At 58.1% G+C, this 23,540-nt stretch carries 22 protein-coding genes and 2 pseudogenes; 21 read left to right on the top strand and 3 right to left on the bottom strand.

Going from position 1 to position 23,540, the window contains the following annotated elements; translation table 11 throughout:
- The first annotated feature begins 141 nt into the window (after window positions 1–141).
- The 12 genes from C2U68_RS19955 (at window position 142) to C2U68_RS19900 (ending at window position 9,179) form a co-directional block, all read left to right on the top strand.
- Window positions 142–537, top strand: coding sequence for a nuclear transport factor 2 family protein (locus C2U68_RS19955; protein ID WP_140914225.1), 396 nt, complete (start codon window positions 142–144; stop codon window positions 535–537).
- Window positions 538–556: 19 nt separating this feature from the next.
- Window positions 557–1,204 carry a glutathione S-transferase family protein gene (locus C2U68_RS19950; protein ID WP_140914224.1) on the top strand — a complete coding sequence of 216 codons (648 nt, stop codon included), beginning with the start codon at window positions 557–559 and terminating at the stop codon, window positions 1,202–1,204.
- Between the two features lie 208 nt (window positions 1,205–1,412).
- Window positions 1,413–1,937 (top strand): REP-associated tyrosine transposase, encoded by a 525-nt coding sequence (locus tag C2U68_RS19945; protein WP_140914223.1) that lies wholly within the window; start codon window positions 1,413–1,415, stop codon window positions 1,935–1,937.
- A 356-nt stretch (window positions 1,938–2,293) separates the two neighbouring features.
- Window positions 2,294–2,869 carry a hypothetical protein gene (locus C2U68_RS19940; protein WP_186289683.1) on the top strand — a complete coding sequence of 192 codons (576 nt, stop codon included), beginning with the start codon at window positions 2,294–2,296 and terminating at the stop codon, window positions 2,867–2,869.
- 436 nt (window positions 2,870–3,305) lie between these two features.
- Window positions 3,306–4,034 (top strand): beta-ketoacyl synthase chain length factor, encoded by a 729-nt coding sequence (locus C2U68_RS19935; protein WP_140914221.1) that lies wholly within the window; start codon window positions 3,306–3,308, stop codon window positions 4,032–4,034.
- Window positions 4,019–4,813: a lysophospholipid acyltransferase family protein gene (locus tag C2U68_RS19930; RefSeq protein WP_140914220.1), complete on the top strand. Its 795-nt coding sequence runs from the start codon at window positions 4,019–4,021 to the stop codon at window positions 4,811–4,813. Before C2U68_RS19935 ends, C2U68_RS19930 begins: the two co-directional genes overlap by 16 nt.
- Entirely contained in the window at window positions 4,794–5,051 is a 258-nt protein-coding gene (locus tag C2U68_RS19925) for a phosphopantetheine-binding protein (protein ID WP_140914219.1), read from the top strand. The genes C2U68_RS19930 and C2U68_RS19925 overlap by 20 nt, the downstream gene beginning before the upstream one ends.
- A 6-nt stretch (window positions 5,052–5,057) precedes the next feature.
- The gene (locus tag C2U68_RS19920; protein ID WP_140914218.1) at window positions 5,058–5,306 is read left to right on the top strand and encodes an acyl carrier protein; all 249 of its coding nucleotides are present in this window, start codon (window positions 5,058–5,060) and stop codon (window positions 5,304–5,306) included.
- 1 nt (window position 5,307) lies between these two features.
- Complete coding sequence (locus C2U68_RS19915) at window positions 5,308–5,850, top strand: hypothetical protein (protein WP_140914217.1); 543 nt, start codon at window positions 5,308–5,310, stop codon at window positions 5,848–5,850.
- A 4-nt stretch (window positions 5,851–5,854) separates the two neighbouring features.
- A complete protein-coding gene (locus tag C2U68_RS19910) occupies window positions 5,855–7,531 on the top strand; it encodes an AMP-binding protein (RefSeq protein WP_140914216.1) in 1,677 nt (558 codons plus the stop codon).
- Window positions 7,528–8,262 carry a glycosyltransferase family 2 protein gene (locus C2U68_RS19905; protein WP_140914215.1) on the top strand — a complete coding sequence of 245 codons (735 nt, stop codon included), beginning with the start codon at window positions 7,528–7,530 and terminating at the stop codon, window positions 8,260–8,262. Before C2U68_RS19910 ends, C2U68_RS19905 begins: the two co-directional genes overlap by 4 nt.
- Window positions 8,259–9,179: a hypothetical protein gene (locus C2U68_RS19900; RefSeq protein ID WP_140914214.1), complete on the top strand. Its 921-nt coding sequence runs from the start codon at window positions 8,259–8,261 to the stop codon at window positions 9,177–9,179. The genes C2U68_RS19905 and C2U68_RS19900 overlap by 4 nt, the downstream gene beginning before the upstream one ends.
- 75 nt (window positions 9,180–9,254) lie before the next feature.
- Here the strand turns inward: C2U68_RS19900 and C2U68_RS19895 are convergent, their stop codons facing one another.
- On the bottom strand, window positions 9,255–11,477 hold the full coding sequence (locus tag C2U68_RS19895; RefSeq protein ID WP_140914213.1) for a PKD domain-containing protein: 2,223 nt from the start codon (window positions 11,475–11,477) through the stop codon (window positions 9,255–9,257).
- Window positions 11,478–11,867: 390 nt separating this feature from the next.
- On the opposite strand from C2U68_RS19895, the gene hutH reads away from it, so the two are divergent.
- From hutH to C2U68_RS21855, 9 genes and pseudogenes are all read left to right on the top strand, one after another.
- Entirely contained in the window at window positions 11,868–13,400 is a 1,533-nt protein-coding gene (gene hutH / locus C2U68_RS19890) for a histidine ammonia-lyase (RefSeq protein ID WP_140914212.1), read from the top strand.
- A 4-nt stretch (window positions 13,401–13,404) separates the two neighbouring features.
- Entirely contained in the window at window positions 13,405–13,824 is a 420-nt protein-coding gene (locus tag C2U68_RS19885; protein WP_140914211.1) for an acyl-CoA thioesterase, read from the top strand.
- A complete protein-coding gene (locus tag C2U68_RS19880) occupies window positions 13,821–14,402 on the top strand; it encodes an outer membrane lipoprotein carrier protein LolA (protein ID WP_140914210.1) in 582 nt (193 codons plus the stop codon). The genes C2U68_RS19885 and C2U68_RS19880 overlap by 4 nt, the downstream gene beginning before the upstream one ends.
- Complete coding sequence (locus C2U68_RS19875) at window positions 14,383–16,728, top strand: MMPL family transporter (protein WP_260839423.1); 2,346 nt, start codon at window positions 14,383–14,385, stop codon at window positions 16,726–16,728. The genes C2U68_RS19880 and C2U68_RS19875 overlap by 20 nt, the downstream gene beginning before the upstream one ends.
- Window positions 16,725–18,545, top strand: a complete 1,821-nt coding sequence (locus tag C2U68_RS19870) for a YdbH domain-containing protein (RefSeq protein ID WP_140914209.1) — start codon at window positions 16,725–16,727, stop codon at window positions 18,543–18,545. Before C2U68_RS19875 ends, C2U68_RS19870 begins: the two co-directional genes overlap by 4 nt.
- A 35-nt stretch (window positions 18,546–18,580) precedes the next feature.
- A complete protein-coding gene (locus C2U68_RS19865) occupies window positions 18,581–18,775 on the top strand; it encodes a YnbE family lipoprotein (protein ID WP_140914208.1) in 195 nt (64 codons plus the stop codon).
- A gap of 9 nt (window positions 18,776–18,784) precedes the next feature.
- A complete protein-coding gene (locus C2U68_RS19860) occupies window positions 18,785–19,123 on the top strand; it encodes a YdbL family protein (protein WP_140914207.1) in 339 nt (112 codons plus the stop codon).
- A 68-nt stretch (window positions 19,124–19,191) separates the two neighbouring features.
- Window positions 19,192–21,597, top strand: a complete 2,406-nt coding sequence (locus C2U68_RS19855) for a tetratricopeptide repeat protein (protein ID WP_140914206.1) — start codon at window positions 19,192–19,194, stop codon at window positions 21,595–21,597.
- Window positions 21,598–22,334: 737 nt separating this feature from the next.
- A pseudogene (locus tag C2U68_RS21855) lies at window positions 22,335–22,466 on the top strand (IS3 family transposase); the annotation flags it as partial.
- A 428-nt stretch (window positions 22,467–22,894) separates the two neighbouring features.
- Here the strand turns inward: C2U68_RS21855 and C2U68_RS21680 are convergent.
- Together C2U68_RS21680 and C2U68_RS21675 are read right to left on the bottom strand one after the other, a co-directional pair.
- A complete protein-coding gene (locus tag C2U68_RS21680) occupies window positions 22,895–23,263 on the bottom strand; it encodes a transposase (RefSeq protein WP_260839422.1) in 369 nt (122 codons plus the stop codon).
- Between the two features lie 13 nt (window positions 23,264–23,276).
- Window positions 23,277–23,540: pseudogene (locus C2U68_RS21675) on the bottom strand (hypothetical protein); the annotation flags it as partial.

Here is a 23,540-nt window from a genome sequence, read left to right as displayed (position 1 = left end):
AGCGCCTGGTTAAGGCGGCAGCGGCGAATAGGCATAATGGCTTTTCCCGTTAGCCGGAATGCTGTTAAATTAAACGGCATACGATGGCGCCGAACCCGTCCGGCCGTCAAACCACCACTCCGGCAATTTACGATTCAACAGATGCTTACCCAACCACAAGCCGACAAACTGGCCGACGCCTGGCTCCAGGCCTGGAATAGCCGCGATCTGGCGCGGATCATGGAGCACTACGCCGACGCGATCGAGTTTCGCAGCCCGTTCATCGTCAAACTCATGGATATCGCGGACGGCAGCCTGCACGGTAAACCGGCTTTGGCAGCCTATTTTGCCCAGGGTCTGGCCAAATTCCCCGAATTGCATTTCACGCTATTGCAGGTCTTGCCTGGCGTCGGTAGCGTCACCTTGTTGTACCGCAGCGTGAACGACCTGCTGGCGGCGGAAACGATGGAAATCGACGCCGCCGGTAAAATTTGCCGGGTCATGGCGCATTATTGCGACCCGGCGGCCGCGACCCGCGGCACATTATTGGAATCTTGATACACGGGAGCTTATCGATATGAGTCTGAGTCTGGTCATCGGCAATAAAAATTACTCGTCCTGGTCGTTCCGGCCCTGGTTTTATTTGAAACACCACGGCATCGAGTTCGAAGAGATCCGGATTCCGCTGTACCAGGAAGAATCCAAAGCCAAAATCCTGCAATACTCGCCGTCCGGCAAAGTCCCGGTATTGCTGGACGGCGAACTGCGGGTTTGGGATTCGTTGGCGATTCTGGAGTATCTGGCCGAACGCTTCCCGCAAACTCAGGGCTGGCCGGACGATTTTGCCGAACGGGCGTTGGCGCGCTCGCTGGCGGCGGAAATGCATTCCGGTTTCACCGCATTGCGCACCTATTGCGGCATGAATTGCCGGCGCACGCCGGCCGCGAAGCATTTGCCGGAAGGGGTGCAGCCGGATATCGACCGCATCGGCGAAATCTGGCAACAATGCCGACGCCGGCACGGCAAAAACGGCGCCTGGCTGTTCGGCCGTTTCGGCATCGTCGACGCGATGTACGCACCGGTGGCGTTCCGCTTCCACACCTACCAGTTGGTCACCAACCCGGACGCCGAAGCCTATGTGCAAACCGTGTTGCACAGCCCGGAAGCGCAAGCCTGGATCGAAGCCGGCAAACAGGAAAGCGAAGTCATCAGCGCGTTCGAGTAAAGCACCATTGGGAACTGCGCCGTTTTATCGGTGACCGGATACCGAATTTCGGTGGTTTATTCTGCCGAAAGATATTCGGCGGTTGGGGTGAGATGGTGAGTGATCGGTAGCGGCCATAGGAGGCAACCGACAGGGGTGAACCAATTGCCGACAGTAGGATGGGTAGAGCGAAGCGAAACCCATCAAACGAAACGCCGATAGATGAGATATGACAGAATATCGTCGACATCGCCTCAAAGGCGGTTGTTATTTTTTCACAGTCAATTTGGCTGAACGAAATCGGACTTTGCTAACCGATAAGATTGAACTGCTTCGCGAGTCTTTTCGTAACGTAAAAGATCAACACCCGTTTAATATCGACGCGATTGTTGTTTTACCGGAGCATCTCCATACCATTTGGACTTTGCCGGAGGGTGACGATGATTTTAGTTGTCGCTGGCGGCTCATTAAGACCCACTTCACTAAACAGGTCGAAAAAGGCGAGCGAATCTCCAAAAGCCGCGAAAGCAAACAGGAACGCGGTATCTGGCAAAGACGGTTTTGGGAGCATCGAATCAGAAACCAGGACGACTTCGTCAAACATGTCGACTATATTCATTACAATCCAGTAAAACACGGTTATGTCCGTTGTGTTGCCGATTGGAGATATTCTTCATTTCATGATTTCGTCAAACGCGGCATTCTCCCGGCAAATTGGGCGGGCGGCATATATCCTAAATTGGATTTGGGGTAATCGATGGTGTTTTGATGGGTTTCGGCTAACGCCTCTACCCATCCTACGAGCTCCTCCTTCCGTTTGTCGGATAGCCTTAGTCTATCCATCTAGCACCAGCCGCTAGGAGAGAGGAATCCATCCCATTACCCTACCCCCTTTGGCAGGCAGCAAGGAATCTGCCTGTAGCGATGGCCGTGCCAGGATTCATCGCCGAAATAATTTTGACAGCGCTTGAAAAATCAGTTGAGATTATATCGAATTAGGCCACCAACCTATTCTCTAGGCGTGCTCATTATTCATGACAATAGTTTGAAAAGTTGTGAAAAAGTGTTTTTATCTAAATCTTCCTAATTACTTGTGGAGCTGAAAATCCTATGTTAACTACGATGCTGAAATCCATTTTAGTGGGCGGTTTGACGATGATTGCTTTGCCGTTACAGGCAAGTATTCTTACATGGAATATCAATGGTACAGGTTTAACAGAAGGCACGGTCAAAGGCAGTTTTCAATACAATACTGAAACAACCGCCCTTTTTGATGTTGCCTTAATTTCAAGTGGATTTGGATCTGCTTATGATATTTCTGTTTCTAATGTTAACCCTAGTTTTGAGTCATTAAATACAGGCGGGATAAATATTTTTATGGTTAATATTCCAGGAGAAGTAGTAGGTGGCGGCGGACATGTTCCAAATGCACAAACTTTCTCATTTTGGTTTCAAGGTGATTTAAGTTCTCCAGGTCCGATACCGCTATTCAAATTCAACAGTACCATATTTGCTTTTCCAGCCGGTGGTTCTTCGGTTCCTTTTACCGGAACATTGACCCAAGGCTCGCCTCTTGTAACACCTATACCTTCAGCGCTTATAATGTTTATTTCTGGGATTTTTGCTTTTTGCAGAAATTGGCGGTTTAAGTTTTACGGCCGTAAGGCGGATAGACGATTGGCGTAAGGTGGATTCGCGAAGCAAGACGGTAAGGCGTAATAACCAACGGGCATTGCGCCGTATTTTCAAACAGCCCGCGTAGGGCAATGGGATGGACTCCTCCCTCCTAGCGGCCTCGGGTGCCAGAGGGATAGACTAAAGCTATCCGACAAGCGGAAGGAGGAGTCCGAGATGAATGTTAAACGTATAGCCCGCGTAGGGCGTATTAGCGATAGCGTAATACGCCGCATGATTAAAAGCCAACTTGCGGCGCAATACGGCTTAGCCTATTGACGCCCTACCCAATTACACCTTACTGCCTTGGCTTCGATTAGTATTGCATCACCCGTCCAAATTCCCTCGTTCCGAATCTTCTGAACGGCGACCCGCGCGCGGTAGTTCAGTTCCCGATTATAATTTGCTCCCCGCCGCTTCGGCGCCAGCGTCAACCGACTTCCGCAACATGGCCTACCCGTTCATCATCCGCCGTTGGAGCGCCTGGGCACCGGGCTTGCAAACCCAGGATGACTGGCAGCAATTTGCGGCCGGCCGGAAACCGCCGGATCATCAAACCCCGCCGCCGCTGCAATACGCGCCCAAACCCTTGCAACGCCGGCTCAGCCCGCTGGCGAAGGCGGCGATGTTCGTCGTCGAGCAATGCCTGGCGCCCGGCGAGCAAATGCCGGCCGTATTCAGCTCGTCGCACGGCGAAATCGGCAAATGCCTGGACATGCTGAACGATCTGCAGCGCGGCGAGGAATTATCGCCGACCGCGTTCAGCCTGTCGGTACACAATGCGATTGCCGGCCTGTTTTCGATCGCCTACGCCAACCGCTGCGAAATCAATTGCGTCGCCCCCGGCGCCGGCGGGCTCGGACCGGGCCTGATCGAAGCGCTAGGCTTATTGCACGCCGGATACGGCGAAGTCCTGCTGGTGTATTACGACGAAGTATTGCCGGATTTCTTTCCTTCGGCCGGTTTTGCGGCATCGTTACCCTTTCCCTGTGCAGCCGCATTGCGGCTGGCGCTTGCCGGCCCCGGCTTGGCGCTGGAATTTTCGCCGACAAGCTCGACTCGTCAGGATGGCGAGCAACCGCTACAATTGCCGGCCTTTATCGAATTCCTGGCCGCCGAGCAATCCGAATTGCATTTGGGAAACGGCGGCCGCGGTTGGCAATGGCAAAAACTCTGAGTCACAACATCAACTATCTTTGGCGACTGGCGGCAACCGCAATCAGCTTCGCCTGTTTCGGCCTCGGCGGCGTGCTGTTGTGGTTGGTGGTGTTTCCGTTGCTGGCGCTGCTGCCCGGCGACCGCCGCCGCAAAGCCTGCCGCGCCCAAACCATGGTCCATCTGAGCTTTTATGCTTTTATCGGCTTGATGCACCGGCTGGGCGTGATGAGTTACCAAATCTGCGGCGGCGAAAAACTGAACCGTCCCGGCCAACTGGTCGTCGCCAACCATCCGACTTTGGTCGACGTAGTGTTTCTACTCAGCCGCATCAAGCAAGCCAGTTGCATCGTCAAGGCCAGCCTGTGGCGCAATCCAGCGATGCGCGGCTCGATCCTGCATGCCGGCTATATCAGCAATGCCGATTCGCAGACCATGATCGCCGATTGTGCGGCGTGGCTGAACGGCGGCGGCGGTTTGATCGTGTTCCCGGAGGGTACCCGTTCGGTGCCTGGCCAAGCCTACCGCTTCCAGCGCGGCGTCGCCGCGATTGCCCTGGCCGCCGACTGCGTGTTGACCCCGGTGACCTTGACCTGCACCCCCAGCACGCTGACCAAGAACCTGGCCTGGTACCGGATTCCGCCGCGGCGGTTTCATTTGCGGATGGAAGTCGGCGACGACATCGACCTGAGCGATTACCGGCGACTGCAACCGCACTCGATCGCGGTGCGCCGGCTCACCCAAACTTTATTGGATTACTTCACCGAACAACGCCAAGCTTATGAGCAACACCGAAACTGAATTAAAACGCCTGATCGTCGATACGCTGGCTTTGGAAGACATCGACGCTGCCGACATCGACAGCTCGGCGCCGCTGTTTAACGGCGGGCTGGGGCTGGATTCGATCGACGCCCTGGAATTGGGCGTGGCGATCCGCAAGCAATACCAGGTTAAAATCGACGCCGAACAGGACGACGTGGCGCAGATTTTTTCGTCGGTTGCGGCTCTGGCTCAATTTATCGATTCCGCGCGCAGTTAACAGCTTATGAAAAATCGTGAACAAATTTTGGCCGCCATCCAGGACATCATGGTGGAAATGTTCGAAATGGACCCAGCCGATATCAAACCGGAAGCCCGCCTCTACGAAGACCTGGATTTCGACAGTATCGACGCGGTCGACATGATTGTGCGTCTGAAAGAACTCACCGGCAAAATGGTGAAACCCGAGGATTTCAAAACCGCACGCACCATAGGCGACGTGGTCGAGGCCGTCCACCGCCTGATGCAGGATTGAGATGGCGCCGGGCTTGAATGCGTTGATCGGCCTGTTAACCGCGCTGTATCCGGCGGCGGTGTATTTCGGCCTGCAATACCTGCAACCCCGGCTCATCGCGCTGGCGCTCGCCGCGATGTTGCTGTTGCGCTTGGCCCTGGTCCGCGCCGACTGGAGCAAACCATTGTTGCTGGCCGGCTTGGCCTACGCCGGCTTTGCAATCTGGAGCAATCAGGCCGTGGCCTTGCGCTTTTATCCGGCGCTGGTCAATGCGGTGATGCTGATGATATTTGCCGCCAGCCTGTTGCATCCACCTTCGATCGTCGAACGCCTGGCCCGGCTGAAGCAACCCGATCTGCCGGCGCAAGGCGTGTCGTATACCCGGCGCGTGACCCAGGTCTGGTGCGGCTTTTTTATCATCAACGGCGGCATCGCCGCGGCCACCGCGCTGTGGAGCAGTTTCCAGGTTTGGAGCCTCTACAACGGCCTGATCGCTTACCTGCTGATGGGATTGCTGTTTGCCGGCGAATATTGGGTCAGGCTGCGCACGCTGAAACCGGAATAAGCTCTTGATTGCGCTGGCCGATTTACTCAGTGCCGAGCGGACCGGAACCGTTGCCCGACACGGCGGCCGCGATTACAGCTTCGCCGAATTTCGCGCGGCGGTCGATGACTGGCGAGAATCGTTGTCCGCTGAAAACGGGCAAAAATATGCCTTGTTCTGCCACGACGCCTACCCGTTTGCGGTGTTGTTGTGCGCGCTGTGGCACGCCGGCAAGCAGGTCTGGCTCGCCGCCAACAACCGGCCCGGCACGGCGCAGCAACTGCAACAGGCCGGCTGCCGGCTGATCGGCGACTGGCAAGCCGGCTTCGATTGCCGGCTGGACCAGGAACCAACCACAACACCGGTTTTCGGCCGTCTGCAGCCGGACGCGAACAACCTGGCGATTTTCACCTCCGGCTCGACCGGCGCGGCCAAATCGATAAGCAAATCCCTCCGACAGTTGCAAGCCGAAGTCGACACGCTGGAAAGGCTTTGGGGCCGGGATTTGGCCGGCAGCCGGATTCTGGCAACGGTCAGCCAGCAACACATTTACGGGCTGCTGTTCCGGGTGTTGTGGCCACTGGCAGCCGGCCGCACTTTCCACAGCGAAACGGCGCTGGATGCCGAACATCTGGCCCAACAAGCCGCGCCCGGCCGGGCTTGCTGGGTCGCCAGCCCGGCCCATTTGAAGCGGCTGGCGGCCGATGCGCCGTGGCCCAGTCTGGCCGGGCTTTCCGCCATTTTCAGTTCCGGCGGCCCGCTTCCGGCCGAGTCCGCCGCGCAGATTGAGCGCCATTGCGGCCGGGCGGCGCTGGAAATCTACGGTAGCAGCGAAACCGGCGGCATCGCCTGGCGCCGCTATCCCGATCCGGTCTGGCAATTGTTCGACGGCCTGAGTATCGACCTGAGCGACGGCAAAGCCTACCTGAGTTCACCCTATTTACCGGATGAGAACGCACTGGAACTGGACGACAGGCTGGATTTGCAAAGCAAGGACCGTTTCCTATTGCACGGCCGCCGCGACCGTATCGTCAAAATCGAAGAAAAACGCTTATCTCTAACCGAATTGGAACGGCATTTGGCGGATAACCCCTGGCTGAGCGAAGTCCATGCCCTGGCTTTGGCCGGCAGCCGCGACCAGTTGGCGGTCTGTGCGGTACTGTCAGCAGCCGGTAACGCGGCGATGGCCGCCCACGGCCGTAAAGCCTTGATCGGCAAGCTGAAGGAAGCTTTGCAGCCGTGGTTCGAAGCGGTGTTGATTCCGCGCAAGTGGCTATTTCTGTCCGCCATGCCGACCACCGTGCAAGCCAAACTGGACAGCCAATTGCTGCAAACCTTGTTACAGAGCAACGACCGCATGCCGCTGTTGCAAACCGCCGACTTGCAGCCGGACACCGTGGTGCTGGGTTTGAAAGTGCCGCGCCAGCTGCGCTATTTTGCCGACCACTTCCCGGGTTATCCGATTCTGCCCGGTGTGGTCCAGATCGGCTGGGCCGAGCATTTCGGCAAACAACTTTTTAACATCAACGCGCCGTTTAGCCGTTTGGAAGCCGTCAAGTTCGCTAAACCGGTCCGTCCCGATTATGAATTGCAATTAACGCTGGACTGGCGCCGCGACAGCAACAAATTGAATTTCCGATTCAGCCAAGCCGAACAAGTCTATAGTTCCGGCCGTTTGACATACGCAGCGGACCCATCATGAAAACCTGTTTGGTCATCCCGGTTTACAACCACGAACGTGCGATCGTGCCCTTGCTGGCGCGATTGGAACGCTTCGGTTTGCCTTGCATTCTGGTCGACGACGGCAGCAGTCCGGCATGCCGGCAAGTACTGATCGAGTGTGCCGCCCGACACCGCAGTTGGATCACTCTGCTACAACGGCCGAGTAACGGCGGCAAGGGCGCGGCGGTAGTCGACGGTTTTCAAAGGGCCATCGCCCAGGGCTTCAGCCATGCGCTGCAAATCGACGCCGACGGCCAGCATGACGTGGACGATATTCCCAAATTTCTGGAGCTGGGCTGCCAACATCCGGAAAAAATGATCTTGGGAACCCCGCAATACCAGAGCGACGCGCCGAAAAGCCGGGTTCATGGCCGAAAAATCACTAACTTCTGGATCGCAGTCAATACCTTGTCGACTGCCATCGGCGACGGCATGTGCGGCTTTCGCCTGTATCCGTTGACGGCGGTCGGGCAATTGCTGGCCGGTAGCCGGCTGGCGCCCGGCATGGCGTTCGATATCGATATCGTAGTGCGCTTGTACTGGCACGGACTGGAGGCGGTCAACCTGGCGACCGCCGTCCGCTACCCGCTGGACGGCGTTTCGCATTTCGATTTATGGCGGGACAACTTGAAGATTTCGGCGGCCCACGCCCGCCTGTTTTGCGGCATGCTGCTTCGTCTCCCCCGCCTGCTGGCGCGGCATTGGCGATGAAAACCAAGCGCCATTGGTCGCAAATGCAGGACTGGAGCCTGGCCTGGGGTATGCGCCTGTTGTTCGCGGTGTACCGACTGTGCGGACGGCAGATGCTACAAGTCTTTCTCTACCCGGTCGTGACCTATTACTGGCTGGCAAATTCCGCGGCCAGACGCGCCAGCCGCGATTACCTGGTCAGATTGGCGGCTTTCCAGCCCGAGGTGAAGCTTTCGGGTAGCCTGTTCGATAGCTACCGCCACTTCCTCGGCTTCGCCAACGCCATCATCGACAAACTGGCGGCCTGGTCGGGTCTGATCGCGGTAAACGATGTCGAATTCTCGGGTCGCGAACAGCTATTGGCGGACCTTGCCGACGGCCGTGGCGCCTTGTTGCTGGCTAACCACCTGGGCAATCCGGAGGTGTGCCGGGTCATGGCCGACCGCGACGCTGCCGTCAAGATCACGGTATTGGTGCATACCAAGCACGCCGAGAAATTCAATCGCCTGCTCCGCCGTTACAATCCGGACAGTGCGATGAATTTATTGCAAGTCACCGAAATCAATGCGGCCACGGCCATGCTGTTGGCGGAAAAAATCGAACAGGGCGAGTTGGTGGTGATTGCGGCCGACCGCACGCCGGTCAACGGCGGCCGCACGCTGACCGTCGACTTCCTGGGGGCGCCGGCCCGATTGCCGCTCGGGCCGTTCGTATTGGCCGGCCTGTTGAAATGCCCGGTGTATTACCTGTTTTGCGTCAACCGCAAGGGCAGACACCAAATCGTGTTCGAACGAATCGGCGATGCGTTGAGTTGGCGGCGCGAACAGCGGGATGCCGTTATCCAACAAGCGGCCGCGCTTTATGCCCAGCGGCTGCAACAGCATACATTGCAAACGCCGTTGCAATGGTTCAATTTCTACGATTTCTGGCAGACATAAAAAAGCCGCCGTTCAAAAGAACGGCGGCCTAAGCGGTCTTACCCAGCGGGCCGGCGGACACCGGACCCGGTGTCGTTACCAGGTCAGAGTAAATACCGATTTAACGTTTTTCGCCGGGGCGTAGGTATAACCGGGAGCGGAAATACTGTTGATGGTATACACGCCGGATGCCGCCCTGACTTGTCTCGACGGTTTGGAGGTGTGAAACACGATACCGTCGGTTCCGGTTTTAGCAACCGAGGAACCGGACAGCGCACCCGACCAGGTGCCGGTTACCACCGCATTCGGCACCGGACGGCCTTGGGCGTCAACCACTCTGAGCAAAATCATCCCGGTAGCAGTGGAGCCTCTGGCAACCATCAAGCTGGCGGAGCCAACGGATACCGATTTCACTACCGGCGCGGTGACAACCACTTGCACCGATTGGGTATCAGTCAAATTGTACTGGTTGGTTACGGTCAGTTTTGCGGTAAAGGTCCCGGCGGTTTTGTAGATATAGACCGGGTTAGCACTGGTGGAGCTGCCGCCGTCGCCAAAGCTCCATTGGTATTTGACGATATTGCCGTTGCCGATGGATTTGTTGGCCGAGAAATTGACGGTCAATGCGCTAGGCCCGCTCAAGGTGGAAGCATCGATCACCGCAGCCGGTGCGGCGGCGCCGGCATTGGCAACCGGGAACGAGCCGGTGATGCTGTATTGGCCCAAGCTGGCGTAGGTCGGATAGCCGTAATCGGTGCCGGCAGCGGCATGAGCGCTGCCACTAACCGCCAGGTAGTAAACGCCGGCAGGTACCGTACTATTGATCGTTGCCGCCAACGAGGTTTCCGACGCACTGATCGCAACCACGCTGCCATCGGCTTTGTAAAGCGTCGTTTTGACATCCAGATTCGGACCTTTCGCCGCCGGTTTCACGCTCAGATTCACCAATCCGCCGGCCGTATTGACGATAAACATATCGATATCGGCAGCGGTTTCGATCACACCGAACGTGCTGACATTTGCTGTGGCGCCGGTTGCGGTGTTGTTCAACGAGCTGGCGTTGCCGAAAAGATTACCGAAATCATCCATGCGCGCATTAAATCCGGCGGATGCCATCACCGCCAGATCGTTTTGCTGGTTATTGGCACCAGGATAAACACCGGCACTCCACTGAGTCACATTTTTGTAGTAACCAACCCCCATGATCGGCGCCCAGCCGGTTTCGCCGGTACCGTGGCCGCTGTAATAACCTACCGTGGTGGTCCCGGAATTATGGCCGTCATGCAACAAGCCCAGGGTATGGCCGGCTTCATGCGATATCGCTTCCGCAATGTATTTTTCATTGTTGGCCAGCGATTGTTGGAACACCCATGCCGGTTGGTAGTAAGTGTTATTCACCATCGATACCACGCCGACGTAGGCGACACCACCGCAGTTGCAACTAATGGTGCCGGTTTTGGTGATCACGACTTGGGTGCCGTAACTGGTATCGGCGGAACTGGTGCGGAGCAGCGCGTCGCTGCTGGGCGGCTCGGTGGTGACGTCGACATCGAAGGCAATGTAATCCTCGGCCACCCGATTCCAGATACTGATGATATTGCTGCGTTCGTTGTCGTCGAATACCGCCGGGTTACCGCTCAAGTCGTAGGCCGGCGCGGTGATGGTCGAGCTGCTCCAAGCGGTTTTGCTGGCGGTGTAGCCGACGAAGTTAAGATAAATGGTTTTGCTCGCGCCCGGTTTGCTATGCAATTTGAAGGCATTGGCCAGCTGCGCGGTAGAAGCGATCGGCACCGTGGTATTGCTGGTCGTCGCTGTGGTTGCACCGCCCGCCGTTTCGGGTTCGTGCGCGCCGGGATTACCGGCATCTTGGTCGACGTAAAACATCCGATTGTTCTCATCGACCCGCAACGAATCGTCGCTGAGTAGCATTTCCCGCAATTTGTCGGGTGTCAGGCCGTAACCGTCAGCTACCTTGGTCAGTTCGGCCCCTAAAAAATCGATGGCGTGTTGCCCTTCGTAATTGACCGGCAGTTCGACGGAAGTCACTGCGGCTTGAGCGGGCACAGTGCTGCCGGCGGTCGCCGCTTGCAATGGATCGCTGCCGTCGCCGTTGGCTCCGGTATCGATGATTTGTTTGATTTTACCGGCCTGGTCGACTTGAACCATGTAGTTGCGGCCACGCATGACGCTATTGACCAATTCGCGGTTTTGGTCGAGATCTTTGCCAAGCAACTGAGAGGTATCTGCGGCGAATGCCAGAGAGGCGGAGCTTGCAGCAATGGCAAAAATGCCCGCCGCAACTTTGTTGAGCGTTTTCATATCGGTCACCTTTATATCATTGAACTGCAACAGGCACACCAACCGATCCAACCTGTTGCAGTGACGGCTTTGGGGTATCGCCGTCGAGTTAATGGATTGCACGGAAAGCTAAACTCGCTGAGTTTGCTTTCTGCACGGCTCATTGTTGCGAGCATTGCGCCGGCGTTCTTTGAAGTAGCTCTAACTTAGCAAGACGCAGAAACCAGCCTTGGCGAATAACTTGAGCCAGTCTTCAAAAAAGCCGCGCGCGGCAACCAGTAAACTTGGTTAACCCGCCGCCGCGGGATATGCGAAAATCCCGGACGTTTTGATTTACACAACCGGCATGTCCAACTCATCGTTACGCTACCCGGCCGGCTTCCGGCTCAACTCGAATCGCACACCGACGCCGTGACCCAACTGCCGCCCGTACTGTTCGACGGCTCGCCGTTGCCTATCGAGTCCATCACCGATCTGGCCCGCCAACGCCGTGGCGCTGGGTTAAGCGATAATCCGGACTTTGCCGCCCGCATCGACCGTGGTGCCGCCTTCGTCGACCGGCTATTGCAGGAAGAAGGCTGCGTCTACGGCGTCACCACCGGCTACGGCGACTCCTGCACGGTCGCCATTCCGGCCGATCGAGTTGAAGAATTACCGATTCATTTGTACACCTTTCACGGCTGTGGTTTGGGTCATCACTTCGACGCCGAACAAAGCCGCGCGATTGTTGCCGCACGCCTGGCCAGCCTGGCTCAAGGTTATTCCGGCGTCAGATACAAACTGTTGCAACAAATCGCACTATTGCTGCAACACGACGTTTTGCCGTTGATTCCGCAGGAAGGCTCGGTCGGTGCCAGCGGCGATTTGACGCCTTTGTCTTATTTGGCCGCGGTGCTGGCCGGCGAGCGCGAGGTGCTGTACCGCGGACAACGCCGCCCGACCACAGAGGTGTTTGCCGAATTGCAGATCGAAGCCTTACGCTTCCAACCCAAGGAGGCTTTGGCGATCATGAACGGCACCGCGGCTATGACCGGCCTAGCTTGTCTGGCTTTCGACCGCGCCGCTTATCTGGCCGCACTCTGCACCCGCATCACCAGTCTGGCGGTGGCGGCCTTGCAAGGCAACGCCTACCACTTCGACGCCAAATTGTTTTCGTTGAAGCCCCATCCCGGCCAGATGCGGGTTGCGGCCCGAGTCCGCGCCGATCTGCAAATCACCGGCGAAGCGCCGCGCAACGACAAGCGCTTGCAGGACCGCTATTCGCTGCGCTGCGCGCCGCACGTGATCGGCGCGCTGGAAGACGCCCTGCCCTGGCTGCGGCAACTGATCGAAACCGAATTGAACAGCGCCAACGACAATCCGTTGATCGATGCCGACGGCGAACATGTCCTACATGGCGGCCATTTTTACGGCGGCCACATCGCGATGGCGATGGACACTTTAAAAACCGCCATCGCCAACTTGGCCGACCTGATGGACCGGCAACTGGCGCAACTGGTCGATCCCAAATTCAACCACGGCCTGCCGGCCAATCTGAGCGGCGCCGACGGCGACCAGGCGCCTTTGAACCACGGCTTCAAGGCAGTGCAAATCGGCGTCTCGGCCTGGACCGCCGAAGCCTTGAAACTGACCATGCCGGCCAGCGTGTTCTCCCGTTCCACCGAATGCCATAACCAGGACAAAGTCAGCATGGGCACCATCGCCGCCCGCGATTGCATCCGGATTCTGGAACTGACGGAACAAGTGGCGGCAGCGTTATTGATCGCGAGCTGCCAGGCCTTGGAATTGCGCGGCGGCCTGGATCGCAGCGGACCGATGTTGCAAGCCACCCTGCACCAAGTGCGCGAACACGTGGCGTTTTTGACCGAGGACCGGGCACTGGAAACCGATTTGCGCCGCTGCCTGAGCGCGATTCGGGAGCAGCAATGGCAACTGTATCCGTAACGCCATGGCCGAAAAATTGACCACCGAAGTCGAGTTGCTGGTTCCGTTCCACGATGTCGATATGATGGAAGTGGTTTGGCACGGCCACTATTGCAAGTATTTCGAGATCGCCCGCTGCGCCTTGCTGGAAAGCATCGATTACGACTACCGGCAAATGCGCGACTCGGGATTTTTCTGGCCTATCATCGACTTGCACCTGCGCTATATAAAACCGGCGCGTTTCGGCCAGCGCATTTTGGTGCGCGCCACGCTGAGCGAGTGGGAAAACCGGCTGAAAATCGACTATCTAATCCGCGACCACGCCAGCGGCAGCCGACTGTGCAAGGGCCACAGCGTGCAAGTGGCGGTGGATATCGAAACCCGGGAGATGCGTTTCGAATCGCCGCCGGTTTTGTTGGGCAAACTCGGAATCGAAAAACCATGAAAACCCTATCCGTCCTGCTGCTCTGGCTGTTCACCGCCGCAGCCCAGGCAAACGATGCCTTGGCCGACATCAAATCCAGATTGGTGCCGACGGCAATCGTCCAAGGCCATTTCCGCCAGGAAAAACAACTGAAATTTCTGAGCAAACCGCTGATTTCGGAAGGCGAATTCACCTTCCAGCAGCAACGCGGCGTGATCTGGAAAACCGTCAGCCCGGTCGAGTCGGTGCTGTTGATCGGGGAAAACCGCTTAATCACCAGCCAGGGCGAGCAAGCTCTGCCGGCCAGTTTCGGCCGCGTGTTTCCGGCCATGCTCGGCGGCGATTTCGCCGAGTTAAGCGCAGACTTCAGCGCCAGCGCCGAGATGCAACCCGATTCCTGGCGCCTGACATTACTGCCGAAAGACCCGCTGCTCGGCAAAGCCATCGCCGCCATTTACCTGGCCGGCGACAGCGAATTGCGCAGCGTGGAAATTCGCGAAACCGGCGGCAACGTGTCGCGGATCGGCTTCGACAGGATCAGCCGCCCTGCCCAACTCAGCCCGGAACAGGCGGCCGAATTTGCGCGTCTATCGCCCTAAACTTTACGCCGCGCTGTGGCTGCTAGGCATGCTGGCCCTGGCCTGGCTGACCCTGCAAAATCTGCGGCGGGATTGGCTGGAAACCGGCTTCCTGGCGCTACTGCCGCAGGCCGAACAACGGCCGGAGGTTGCAAATGCCATCGAACGCCACAACCAGGCCGTCAACCGCAAGGTCGTCTGGCTGGCCGGCGCTGCCAACGCCGGTCAAGCGCTAACCCTGGCCGAAACGGTGAAGACTCGCCTCGCCGCCAGCGGGCTGTTCGCCGAGTTGACCTTGCAAATTCCGCAGCAACAGTACCGGCAAGGTTACCAGCAACTGTTTAGTTACCGCTACCAACTGCTGGACGCGAAAACCCGGCAAGCCTTGCAGCACGATCCAGAGCGCTTGCTACGCGACAATCTGGAAACGCTGTACAGCCCGCTCGGCCAGTTGCAGGCCGCCAATCTGGAACACGACCCGTTGTTGCTGTTCAGCCGTTACTTCGCCGCGCAAAACCCGCTGCAACTGAATATCGAACACGGCGCTGTGGTAGTGCCTGACGGACGTATGGTCTGGGCCTTGCTGGTCGGCGAATTGCCCGACCAAGATTTGAAACTCGACAAACTGGAACTCTTGCTGAGCCTGAATCAAAGTTTGCAAAACCAAGTGCGCCAACAAGGCGGCGAACTGCTGGCGACCGGCCTGCCGCTGTTTACCGCCTACGGCGCCCACCAGGCCCAACACGAAATATCCACCATCGGCAGCGGCTCGACGCTGGGCGTGGTAGTGCTGCTCTGGCTGACTTTCCGCAGCCCCCGGCCGTTGCTGCTGTGTTGCCTGGCCGTTGCCGTCGGTCTGCTGGCCGCCTGGAACTTGAGCCTGCTGCTGGTCCCGAAACTGCACATCATGACCTTGGTGTTCGGCTCCAGCCTGATAGGCGTGGTGGTCGATTACGCATTGCATTTTTTCTGCGACGGCCTCGGCCTGCCACACTGGACGCCGCGCCGCGGCTTGACTTACGTGCTGCCGGGCATCGGCTTCGGTTTGCTGACCAGTTTATTGGGATACGCCGGCCTCGGCTTCTCGCCGTTTCCGGGCTTGCGGGAAATGGCGCTGTTCTCGGCACTGGGTTTGGTCGCCTCCTGGCTTACCGTGGTCATGCTGTTTCCTTTTCTACTGGCCCGCTTCCGGCCGCAACACCAATTCGGCATGCTGAGTCTGGCCGGCTACTGGCAACGCAGCTGGCCGGAACTGCTACACCGCCACCGCCGCAGCCTGTCGGCCGTTTCCGTGATACTGCTGGTCGGCGGCCTGAGCCTGTTGCGCGCACAAGACGACGTTCGCCTCTTGCAAACCGCCCCAACCGAAATTACCGCAGCGGACGCCGAAATCAGGCGGCTACTGCCGATCGGCCGCGACAACCAATTCTTCCTGGTCTCCGGCGCGGACCTGGCCGCGTGGTACCGCAACGAACGCGGCCTGCTCGACTCGCTGGCACCGCTCACCGGGCAAGCCAAACTCAAGCAGTTCGATGGCGTCAGTTCGCACTGGCCCGACCCGGCCCAACAACGTGACGATTACCAGTTACTGAAAACCGGCGTTTACCGGCCGGATTTGTTGCAGCGCTATATGCTGAACCTCGGATTCGAGCAAACGGCGATCGATAGTGAGTTACAAAATTTCGCGGCCGCAGAATCAAAAACGTTGAGCCTGGATGACTGGCTGGCAACCGCCAACCCCAATCTGCGCCAGCAATGGCTGGGCTGCAACGCCGAGGCTTGCCGCAGCATCGTGACTTTGGCCGGCATCGCCGATCTGGAGCCACTGCAAGCGCTGGCCGATTTGCCCGGCGTGGTCTGGGTGGACCACGTATCGCAATTGTCGGATTTATTCCAACGCTACCGGCAGCGGGTAACAGTGCTGTTGGCCGGGGTTTGCGGCTTGATTCTGGGCATCTTGATTTACCGGCTGGGCTGGCGCGACGGCGTGCAGGTGATGTCGGTGCCGCTGTTGGCGATGTTAACGGCGCTGGCGACGTTGGGCTGGTTCGGCGAATTGTTTACCTTGTTCAATCTGTTCGCGCTGCTGTTGGTGTTGGAAGTTGCCGTCGACTATGCGGTGTTCTTCCATATGGCAGCCGCTTCCGCCGGTACGGTTGACAAGCGCGATACGACTACGCTGGCGGTGGCCTTGTCGGCCTTCACCACCCTGCTGGGCTACGGTTTGTTGGCAACCAGCTCCACCGCCATCGTCCATGCCTTCGGCGTGACCCTGGCCGCCGGCGTCGGCAGCGCCTTCCTGCTGGCGCCGCTAATCGGCTTTAACGCTAATAAGGCCAAGCAATGAAGCCCACACCCGTTTCGCCGCCGGCAAGCAAACCCGCCAAACGCTACAGGTGGCTGTTTTTGCTGACGCTATTGTCGATACTCGGCGTTGCGGTCTGGAGCCTGCGCTTTCAGATCAGCGAACGGCTATTGAGCCGGGCGTTGCAATTCAGTCCGCTGGCCGCAACCGAATTATCCGGCCTTCAATTCGACGCCGAGCGGGTGCAACTGGCCCGGTTCGGATTTGCGCTGGAAACCGCCGCCGGCCCGTTGCAAGTAACGCTGGAAAACGTCGCCGCCGATTATCGGCTCGAACCGCTGGGTGTGGATGCCGTCGATATCGGCCGCGCGACGCTGAAGCTGGACTACCGGCCCGCCGCCGACAATCCCGCGAAAGCTGGTGAGGACGCGAAGCCCGGGCGCTTGCCGCTACCGCCGGTACGCATCGCCCAGCTCGATCTGCAAATCGCCACACCCTGGGGCGACAGCAATTTCAACGGCAGCGCCCAATTCGGACTGACGCCGCCCGCTGCTTACCGGCTGAATCTCGAAGACGGCCGGCAAAGTCTGACCCTGGATCTGGCCGCCAACATGAGCAATTTCGACCTGGCGCTGGCGGACGGAAACGGCGCCCGGATTCTGGCGCTGGACGGCTCCGGCTTCGGGGCGGATACGAGCAAGCTGAGCCTGCGCGGCAAACTGGGCGACATCGCCGCCTGGTTGGAAAGCACGCCGTTGCTGCCGGCCAAGCTTCGGCCGACCAGCGCGCCGACGGCGTTGGCCGCGCAACTCGGCAATAGCCAATTAAACCTGGAATTGCACAGTTCCGACGGCTTCGGCCACAGCCAGGGCCGTTTATCGCTGACCCGCGAAAAAGACATTCTGGCCGAAGCCAACGCCGCAATCAGTCTGCAACCGCAGTCGGCCGCCGACATTTCCGGCAGGCTGGCGCTGACCGCCAGCGAAGCCTTCGACCTGGCCAAACCCTGGCTCCCGGAAACCGCCCGCAACTGGAACGTGGCCTCGGGCCAGATCGCTGCCACCTGGCAAATCTATTGGCAAGCGCAACTCAAACGCGGCAAAGCCGACATCGATGTCTCCGATTTGGCGTTAACCGCCGGAGCGGCGCGCTTGCTGCACAGCAATATCCATGTCGCCGTCCCTGACCTCGGCGCCGGCAACGGCGAACTCAGCGCCCGGATTCGGACGCTGGAATTGGGCGACGGCTTGAGCGGCCGCGATCTGGAGATAGACGCCGCCTACCGGGAACCGCAACTGAATCTGAAGCGGGCCCGGCTGGCCATCTTCGGCGGCGAACTGGAACTGGCACCGGCGACGTTCGATATCAGCCAGATGCCGCTGGCCTTGACCCTGCAAGCCCGGCAAATCGATCTGGCCCAGCTATTGGCCAGCCTGGATTATCCACAATTGTCCGGAACCGGCAGCGTCGATGGCGAACTGCCGTTAACGCTGGCGACCGACAGCATCGAACTGCAAAACGGCACCCTGTCCGGCACCCGCCCCGGTACTTTGCGCTACCTAAGCCCGGCCGACGACGGCAATCTGGCGTTTCAAGCGCTGCGCAACCTGGTTTACCATCGCTTACAAGCTCAATTAAACTACCAGCCCAACGGCGATTACCGGATCGGCTTGCGCCTGGAAGGCCATAATCCGGAAGTGCTGTCCGGGCACCCATTGGCCTTTAACCTGAACATCAGCGGCCAATTGCCGGAGCTGTTGCGCCGCGGTTTGGTGGCCGGCAATTTCGAACGCGCGATATTGGAAGAAGTCGGCCAGCAGCCGGCCCAACCCAAAGCCCAGCCCGCTGGGAAACCATAACCAACGCTGCCGCCGGCGGCCGAGAGGAGAAGATAATGAAATTAGCAGCGCAGTACCTACTGCCGGTCTGGGCCGTCTGGATACTGGCGGGATGCTCGCCGTCCGTCAAACTCGAAGCCCCGGACAAACCGATCGAGATCAACATGAACGTCAAGATCGAACACGAAATCCGCCTGAAAGTGGAAAAAGACGTCGACGATTTGATTTCCAGCCAAAAAGGCCTGTTCTAAGGAGTCCCCATGTTAGCGAAAACCGCACAATCCCTGTTGTCCGCCCTGACCCTGGGCTTGATATTGTCCACCTCCGCCGGCGCCGCCGATCTGGCGCAACTGAAAGCGGCCGGCACCGTCGGCGAACGCAGCAACGGCCTGCTGGGCCTGGTCAAAGCGGACGCCCCGGCCGAAGTCAAAGCCTTCGTCGACAACATCAACGCCCAACGCCAAGCCGAATACCAACGCATCGCCGCCAAGAACGGCGTCAGTCCGGAAGAGGTCGCGCGGCTGACGGCGCAAAAAGTCATCAACCAAGCCGCGCCTGGCCAGTTTGTCGATACCGGATCGGGGTGGCAGCAGCGGTGATAGGCCATGTAAAAGTGATCGCAAAAACATTTAATCTTTTGCTATCCCAAACAAACTAACGTGATTCGATGAACGGGATCTTCAAAGCAGTCATAGGTGCGATAGGTGGTTTCGCGACCTTATTATTCAGTTATCTGCCTGTTAAAAACGACGTCAAAGACGGGTTCGACAGTATCGATTTCACCACCCCTGAAACGCGGCTTCAACTTTCTCTGCTCGCCCTGCTGAGTTTGCTTGGTTGGTGGTTGGTTATCTACCTTAAGCGAAGCAAAAGACGAACCGATTGGTTCAGCCATTTTGCTTTTGCCGGCCCAGCGAAAAAATTTGATTTAGCCAAAGTTTCGATACAGTCGCGGCGCTTCGATATCCCTTTTATTCAAACGCGGCGGGGTTTGAACAAACCCTGGACCATGGCGTTGGAACGCAACCCGGAAAACCAACAAATCAGTGAGGATGCCAGCGCCTATTTCATACAAAAACGCACACAACACGCCAAAACTCAAGCGGCGCACCACCAAGGCATATTGCTCGAAGGCAATCCTTTCATCGGAAAAAGCCGCTTAGTCGCGCAAGTTCTGCAAACCGCGTTTCCGGATCACTGGCTGCTGGTCCCTCAAGCCAATAGCGCCATTCCAGAACTCGGCCCGGACGCCATCCACCATTTCAAAAACCAGCGGCTGGACATTGTTCTGGACGACCTTGAATTGTTTCAAGATCGATTGCCGGAAATCACGCGTTTGCTAACCAAGCTCAAAGCCAATGGTTGTGCCGCCTTTATCTGGGCCACACTCAGAAACGGCGGCCCCGCCGCCATCGTTCAGGGCAACGAGGCTTTCCGCCCCCTGTGTGAATTGCTAGAGCGCCACATCCTCAATGCCCCCACGGATGCCATGCTGCAAGAAATGGCAACAGCCGCCAACGAAACGCCGATGGAGCACCCGTTGGAACACAATTTCAGCTTCGTCGAACACCAAGCCTTCGCAGAAATGCGACTGCGTTGGCGCACGCTGTCGGAACCCGCCAAAGGCATCATGCGCAGTGCTGCTACCCTGGATACCCGCGGCATCGCGCTAACCCAAGACCGCTGGCGAGACTTTGCCCGGGCGATCGACCACATCGACTTGCGCCATCAATGGCCGACCGCTTGCCAGGAATTGACCGATCACGGCTTTTTGTTCGCCATGTCCCCGGATCCCGGTGTTTTGCAAAACGTAGTCGATACCCTGGGTGACGATCAAACCGTGCTGGCCTATTGCTTCCAACAGCAGGATCTGCAGTTGCTTTACGAATGGTGTAGAAAAAAATACGACAACAAAGACTATGCCTTTGTCAAAAGAGAATTAGGGAAGCTCAACAACTTTGACGAGTCTGTTGATTCATTAGCGATGGCAACAGGGTACAAGCTACTTGGCCTCGCTCATTACTACGACGACACCAAAGAGCATACCGAGTCTTGCATGAAGCAAGCCATTAACTACGGCGAGCGGGCCAACTCGGCGGCGGGCTGGGTTGAAGCCGCCAAGGCCTCGTACAACCTCGGCGTTCTACACGCGGAGCAGCAGCGCCCGGACACGGCCGCCGACGCGTACCGCAAGGCCATCGACTACGGCGAGCGGGCCAACTCGGCCGCAGGCTGGGTTGAAGCCGCCGGGGCTGCGTACGCCCTCGGCTTTCTAAATTCGGAGCAGCAGCGACCGGACCTGGCCGCCGACGCATACCGCAAGGCCATCGAGTACGCGGGGCGGGCCGACTCGGCGGCAGGCTGGGTTGAAGCCGCCAGGGCAGCGAACAACCTCGGCTTTCTGCACGTGGAGCAGCAGCGCCCGGACACGGCCGCCGACGCGTACCGCAAGGCCATCGACTACGGCGAGCGGGCCGACTCGGCCGCAGGCTGGGTTGAAGCCGCCGGGGCTGCGTACGCCCTCGGCTTTCTAAATTCGGAGCAGCAGCGCCCGGACTCAGCCGCCGACGCTTACCGCAAGGCCATCGACTACGGCGAGCGGTCCGACTCAGCGGCAGGCTGGGTTCAAGCCGCCAGCGCCGCTCGTAACCTCGGCCTTCTGCACAAGCAGCAGCAGCGCCCGGACCTCGCCGCCGACGCGTACCGCCAGGCCATCGACTACGGGGAGCGGGCCGACTCGGCAGAAGGCTGGGTTCAAGCCGCCAGGGCCGTGGTCAACCTCGGCGTTCTGTACGTGGAGCAGCAGCGCCCGGACCCGGCCGCCGACGCGTACCGCCAGGCCATCGACTACGGCGAGCGGGCCGACTCGGACGCAGGCTGGGTTCAAGCCGCCAAGGCCGCATACAACCTCGGCTTGCTGCACGCGGAGCAGCAGCGCCCGGGCCTGGTAGCAGACGCTTACAGAAAAGTCATCGTATTCTGGGAACGGGTAGATCCCACCACAGGCCGTGATATAGGGGATTTAGCTGCTCGTCTCCTTCGCGAGCTAGATAAGGACCGGCCGGGAGACTGACCCGTCGAATGCCGGCAACCCTGGGCATCAGACAGGGCGTGCCGGCTGTTTCTACCAAGGCAGGATAATAGTTAACGGCACCGATTATAGCCTCGGCCGGCTGCACGCTTTTCCACTAGTGCCTCAACATCAAGCCAAGAGTAAAAAGACCAAAATACACCTAAAAACAGGTTTAAACTCCCACCGTCAAATTCTTGCTGACAAAAGGTTTTTCCGGGGCCTAATCTGAACTTGCGCTGGCAAAATCCGGTGCCTGGGTTTGGCGTCTTGGTGCCGGGTTTCTAACCTTGCTCAGGAGACGATCATGTCGGAATTCAAAACCATGGCAAATGGTTTCGCATTTACCGATAAATTCGTTGGAACTAACGTAGATGCCAATGGCGACGTCTGGTTTAAGTCCAAGGACGTCTGCGACGTGCAGTAAATTACATGGACAGGAACCGGAAATACGCTCAGGTCCGCACCGGAACCCTGGGTTGTGGTCTCCGTATTGCAAGACCATAAAAGGCGAAAGAGAGACGACTTTTTATCAACGAACCGGCTCTGTACAAACTCATCTTGCGCTCCAACAAACCCAAGGCTGAAGCCTTCGCCAACTGGGTTTGCGAAGAGGTATGCCGATTGCCCCGTCGACGTATTACCGGCATGCGGCCCGCCAAGCCAATCCGGAGTTACGTTCTAACCGCTTCAAACAGGACGAAGGATTGAGGCAACAGATCCGCCACGTCTAGGATGAAAACATCCAAAACTACGGCGCTCGTAAGGTCTGGATTCAGTTGAAGCGCGAAGGGTTGGTCGTGGCCCGTTGTACCTTGGAGCGTCTGATGAAAAACCTAGGGCTGAAAGGCGTCGTGCGCGGCAAATCGGTATGTGTACGCCCGTTATATCGTCGGCTGGAAAGTGTCATCCTCCGCGCATATATGGACTCCTCACCAATTGCAAGCCAAGTGTTATCAAAATTGATGTTTCCAACAGAGATCAAGATTGAAGCCATATATTCGGTCTCTTGATGAAGGTACTTGATAGGCCTTCGGACCCTGATGAATCTATCCGCGCGCTTTTTCCACTATCATCCTAAAGGTTTCTTAAGAACCTATGCGCGGAACGGGATTTAAAAGCACCGGTCTGACCTGTTGAATGTCATCACTTTTGAGTTACTTGCCTCCGCAATCTGTTGAACTCTGTTTGTCTTGCCCTACACCGGATTGAAGGTTATCCACGCTTTGCCCGACGCCGGAGCCCTTCCCTCGCGTGGAGGCGTTGGGCAAAGCGTGGATAACCCGGCATCGAACGGTGGTTATGCCCCCGCTCGGTATGCTTTGCCCTGCGTCGCCATCGCCCAGAGTATCCGGGCATTCTTGTTGGCCAGCGCCACGGCGGCTTTGTTGAAGCCTCGTCGTTCGATCAGACCTTGCAGCCAGCGAATCAGCGGATCGGTCTTGCCGCTGCACACTTTTAGCACTGATCGCGCACCGTGGATCAACAAGGTGCGCAAGTAGCGGTTGCCGCGTTTGCTAATCCCCAGTAATACCTGTTTGTCGCCACTACTGTGTTGTCTGGGCACCACGCCCAGACTGGCGGCGTAATCACGTGCTCGGGTATAGCCCTTGCCGTCGCAAATGTCCGAAGCCAGGATGGTGGCGGTGATCGGCCCAACACCCGGCACGTCCCGAAATCGTTTACTCAGCGCATTTTGCTCGCATAAGCGGCTGATACGTTGCTCGTGGGGCCTTAATGTCAGCGTCGATGGCTACCAGACGCTGATACTGTTCGGCAAACAATTCGTGGCCCGTGGACGTCAGTGCATTGTCGGCGTCTTCCAGAATCAGCGGTAAGGCTTTGCGCACGCTGTTAAGGCCTGTTGCCAGCACGATGCCGCGCTCGGCCAGAAAACCGCGCATCTGGTTGGCCAGCGCCGTGCGCGCGGCTACCCGTTCTTGGCG

Source organism: Methylomonas koyamae (assembly GCF_006483455.1).
In the GTDB taxonomy this organism is placed as follows: domain Bacteria; phylum Pseudomonadota; class Gammaproteobacteria; order Methylococcales; family Methylomonadaceae; genus Methylomonas; species Methylomonas koyamae_B.
This window is presented reverse-complemented; position numbering and strand designations above follow the sequence as displayed.

Bases quoted from the DNA above. Each gene is read 5' to 3' on its own strand.
- C2U68_RS19955 (WP_140914225.1), top strand. From the start codon at position 142: ATGCTTACCCAACCACAAGCCGACAAACTGGCCGACGCCTGGCTCCAG.
- C2U68_RS19950 (WP_140914224.1), top strand. From the start codon at position 557: ATGAGTCTGAGTCTGGTCATCGGCAATAAAAATTACTCGTCCTGGTCG.
- C2U68_RS19945 (WP_140914223.1), top strand. From the start codon at position 1,413: ATGACAGAATATCGTCGACATCGCCTCAAAGGCGGTTGTTATTTTTTC.
- C2U68_RS19940 (WP_186289683.1), top strand. From the start codon at position 2,294: ATGTTAACTACGATGCTGAAATCCATTTTAGTGGGCGGTTTGACGATG.
- C2U68_RS19935 (WP_140914221.1), top strand. From the start codon at position 3,306: ATGGCCTACCCGTTCATCATCCGCCGTTGGAGCGCCTGGGCACCGGGC.
- C2U68_RS19930 (WP_140914220.1), top strand. From the start codon at position 4,019: ATGGCAAAAACTCTGAGTCACAACATCAACTATCTTTGGCGACTGGCG.
- C2U68_RS19925 (WP_140914219.1), top strand. From the start codon at position 4,794: ATGAGCAACACCGAAACTGAATTAAAACGCCTGATCGTCGATACGCTG.
- C2U68_RS19920 (WP_140914218.1), top strand. From the start codon at position 5,058: ATGAAAAATCGTGAACAAATTTTGGCCGCCATCCAGGACATCATGGTG.
- C2U68_RS19915 (WP_140914217.1), top strand. From the start codon at position 5,308: ATGGCGCCGGGCTTGAATGCGTTGATCGGCCTGTTAACCGCGCTGTAT.
- C2U68_RS19905 (WP_140914215.1), top strand. From the start codon at position 7,528: ATGAAAACCTGTTTGGTCATCCCGGTTTACAACCACGAACGTGCGATC.
- C2U68_RS19900 (WP_140914214.1), top strand. From the start codon at position 8,259: ATGAAAACCAAGCGCCATTGGTCGCAAATGCAGGACTGGAGCCTGGCC.
- C2U68_RS19895 (WP_140914213.1), bottom strand. From the start codon at position 11,477: ATGAAAACGCTCAACAAAGTTGCGGCGGGCATTTTTGCCATTGCTGCA.
- C2U68_RS19885 (WP_140914211.1), top strand. From the start codon at position 13,405: ATGGCCGAAAAATTGACCACCGAAGTCGAGTTGCTGGTTCCGTTCCAC.
- C2U68_RS19880 (WP_140914210.1), top strand. From the start codon at position 13,821: ATGAAAACCCTATCCGTCCTGCTGCTCTGGCTGTTCACCGCCGCAGCC.
- C2U68_RS19870 (WP_140914209.1), top strand. From the start codon at position 16,725: ATGAAGCCCACACCCGTTTCGCCGCCGGCAAGCAAACCCGCCAAACGC.
- C2U68_RS19865 (WP_140914208.1), top strand. From the start codon at position 18,581: ATGAAATTAGCAGCGCAGTACCTACTGCCGGTCTGGGCCGTCTGGATA.
- C2U68_RS19860 (WP_140914207.1), top strand. From the start codon at position 18,785: ATGTTAGCGAAAACCGCACAATCCCTGTTGTCCGCCCTGACCCTGGGC.
- C2U68_RS19855 (WP_140914206.1), top strand. From the start codon at position 19,192: ATGAACGGGATCTTCAAAGCAGTCATAGGTGCGATAGGTGGTTTCGCG.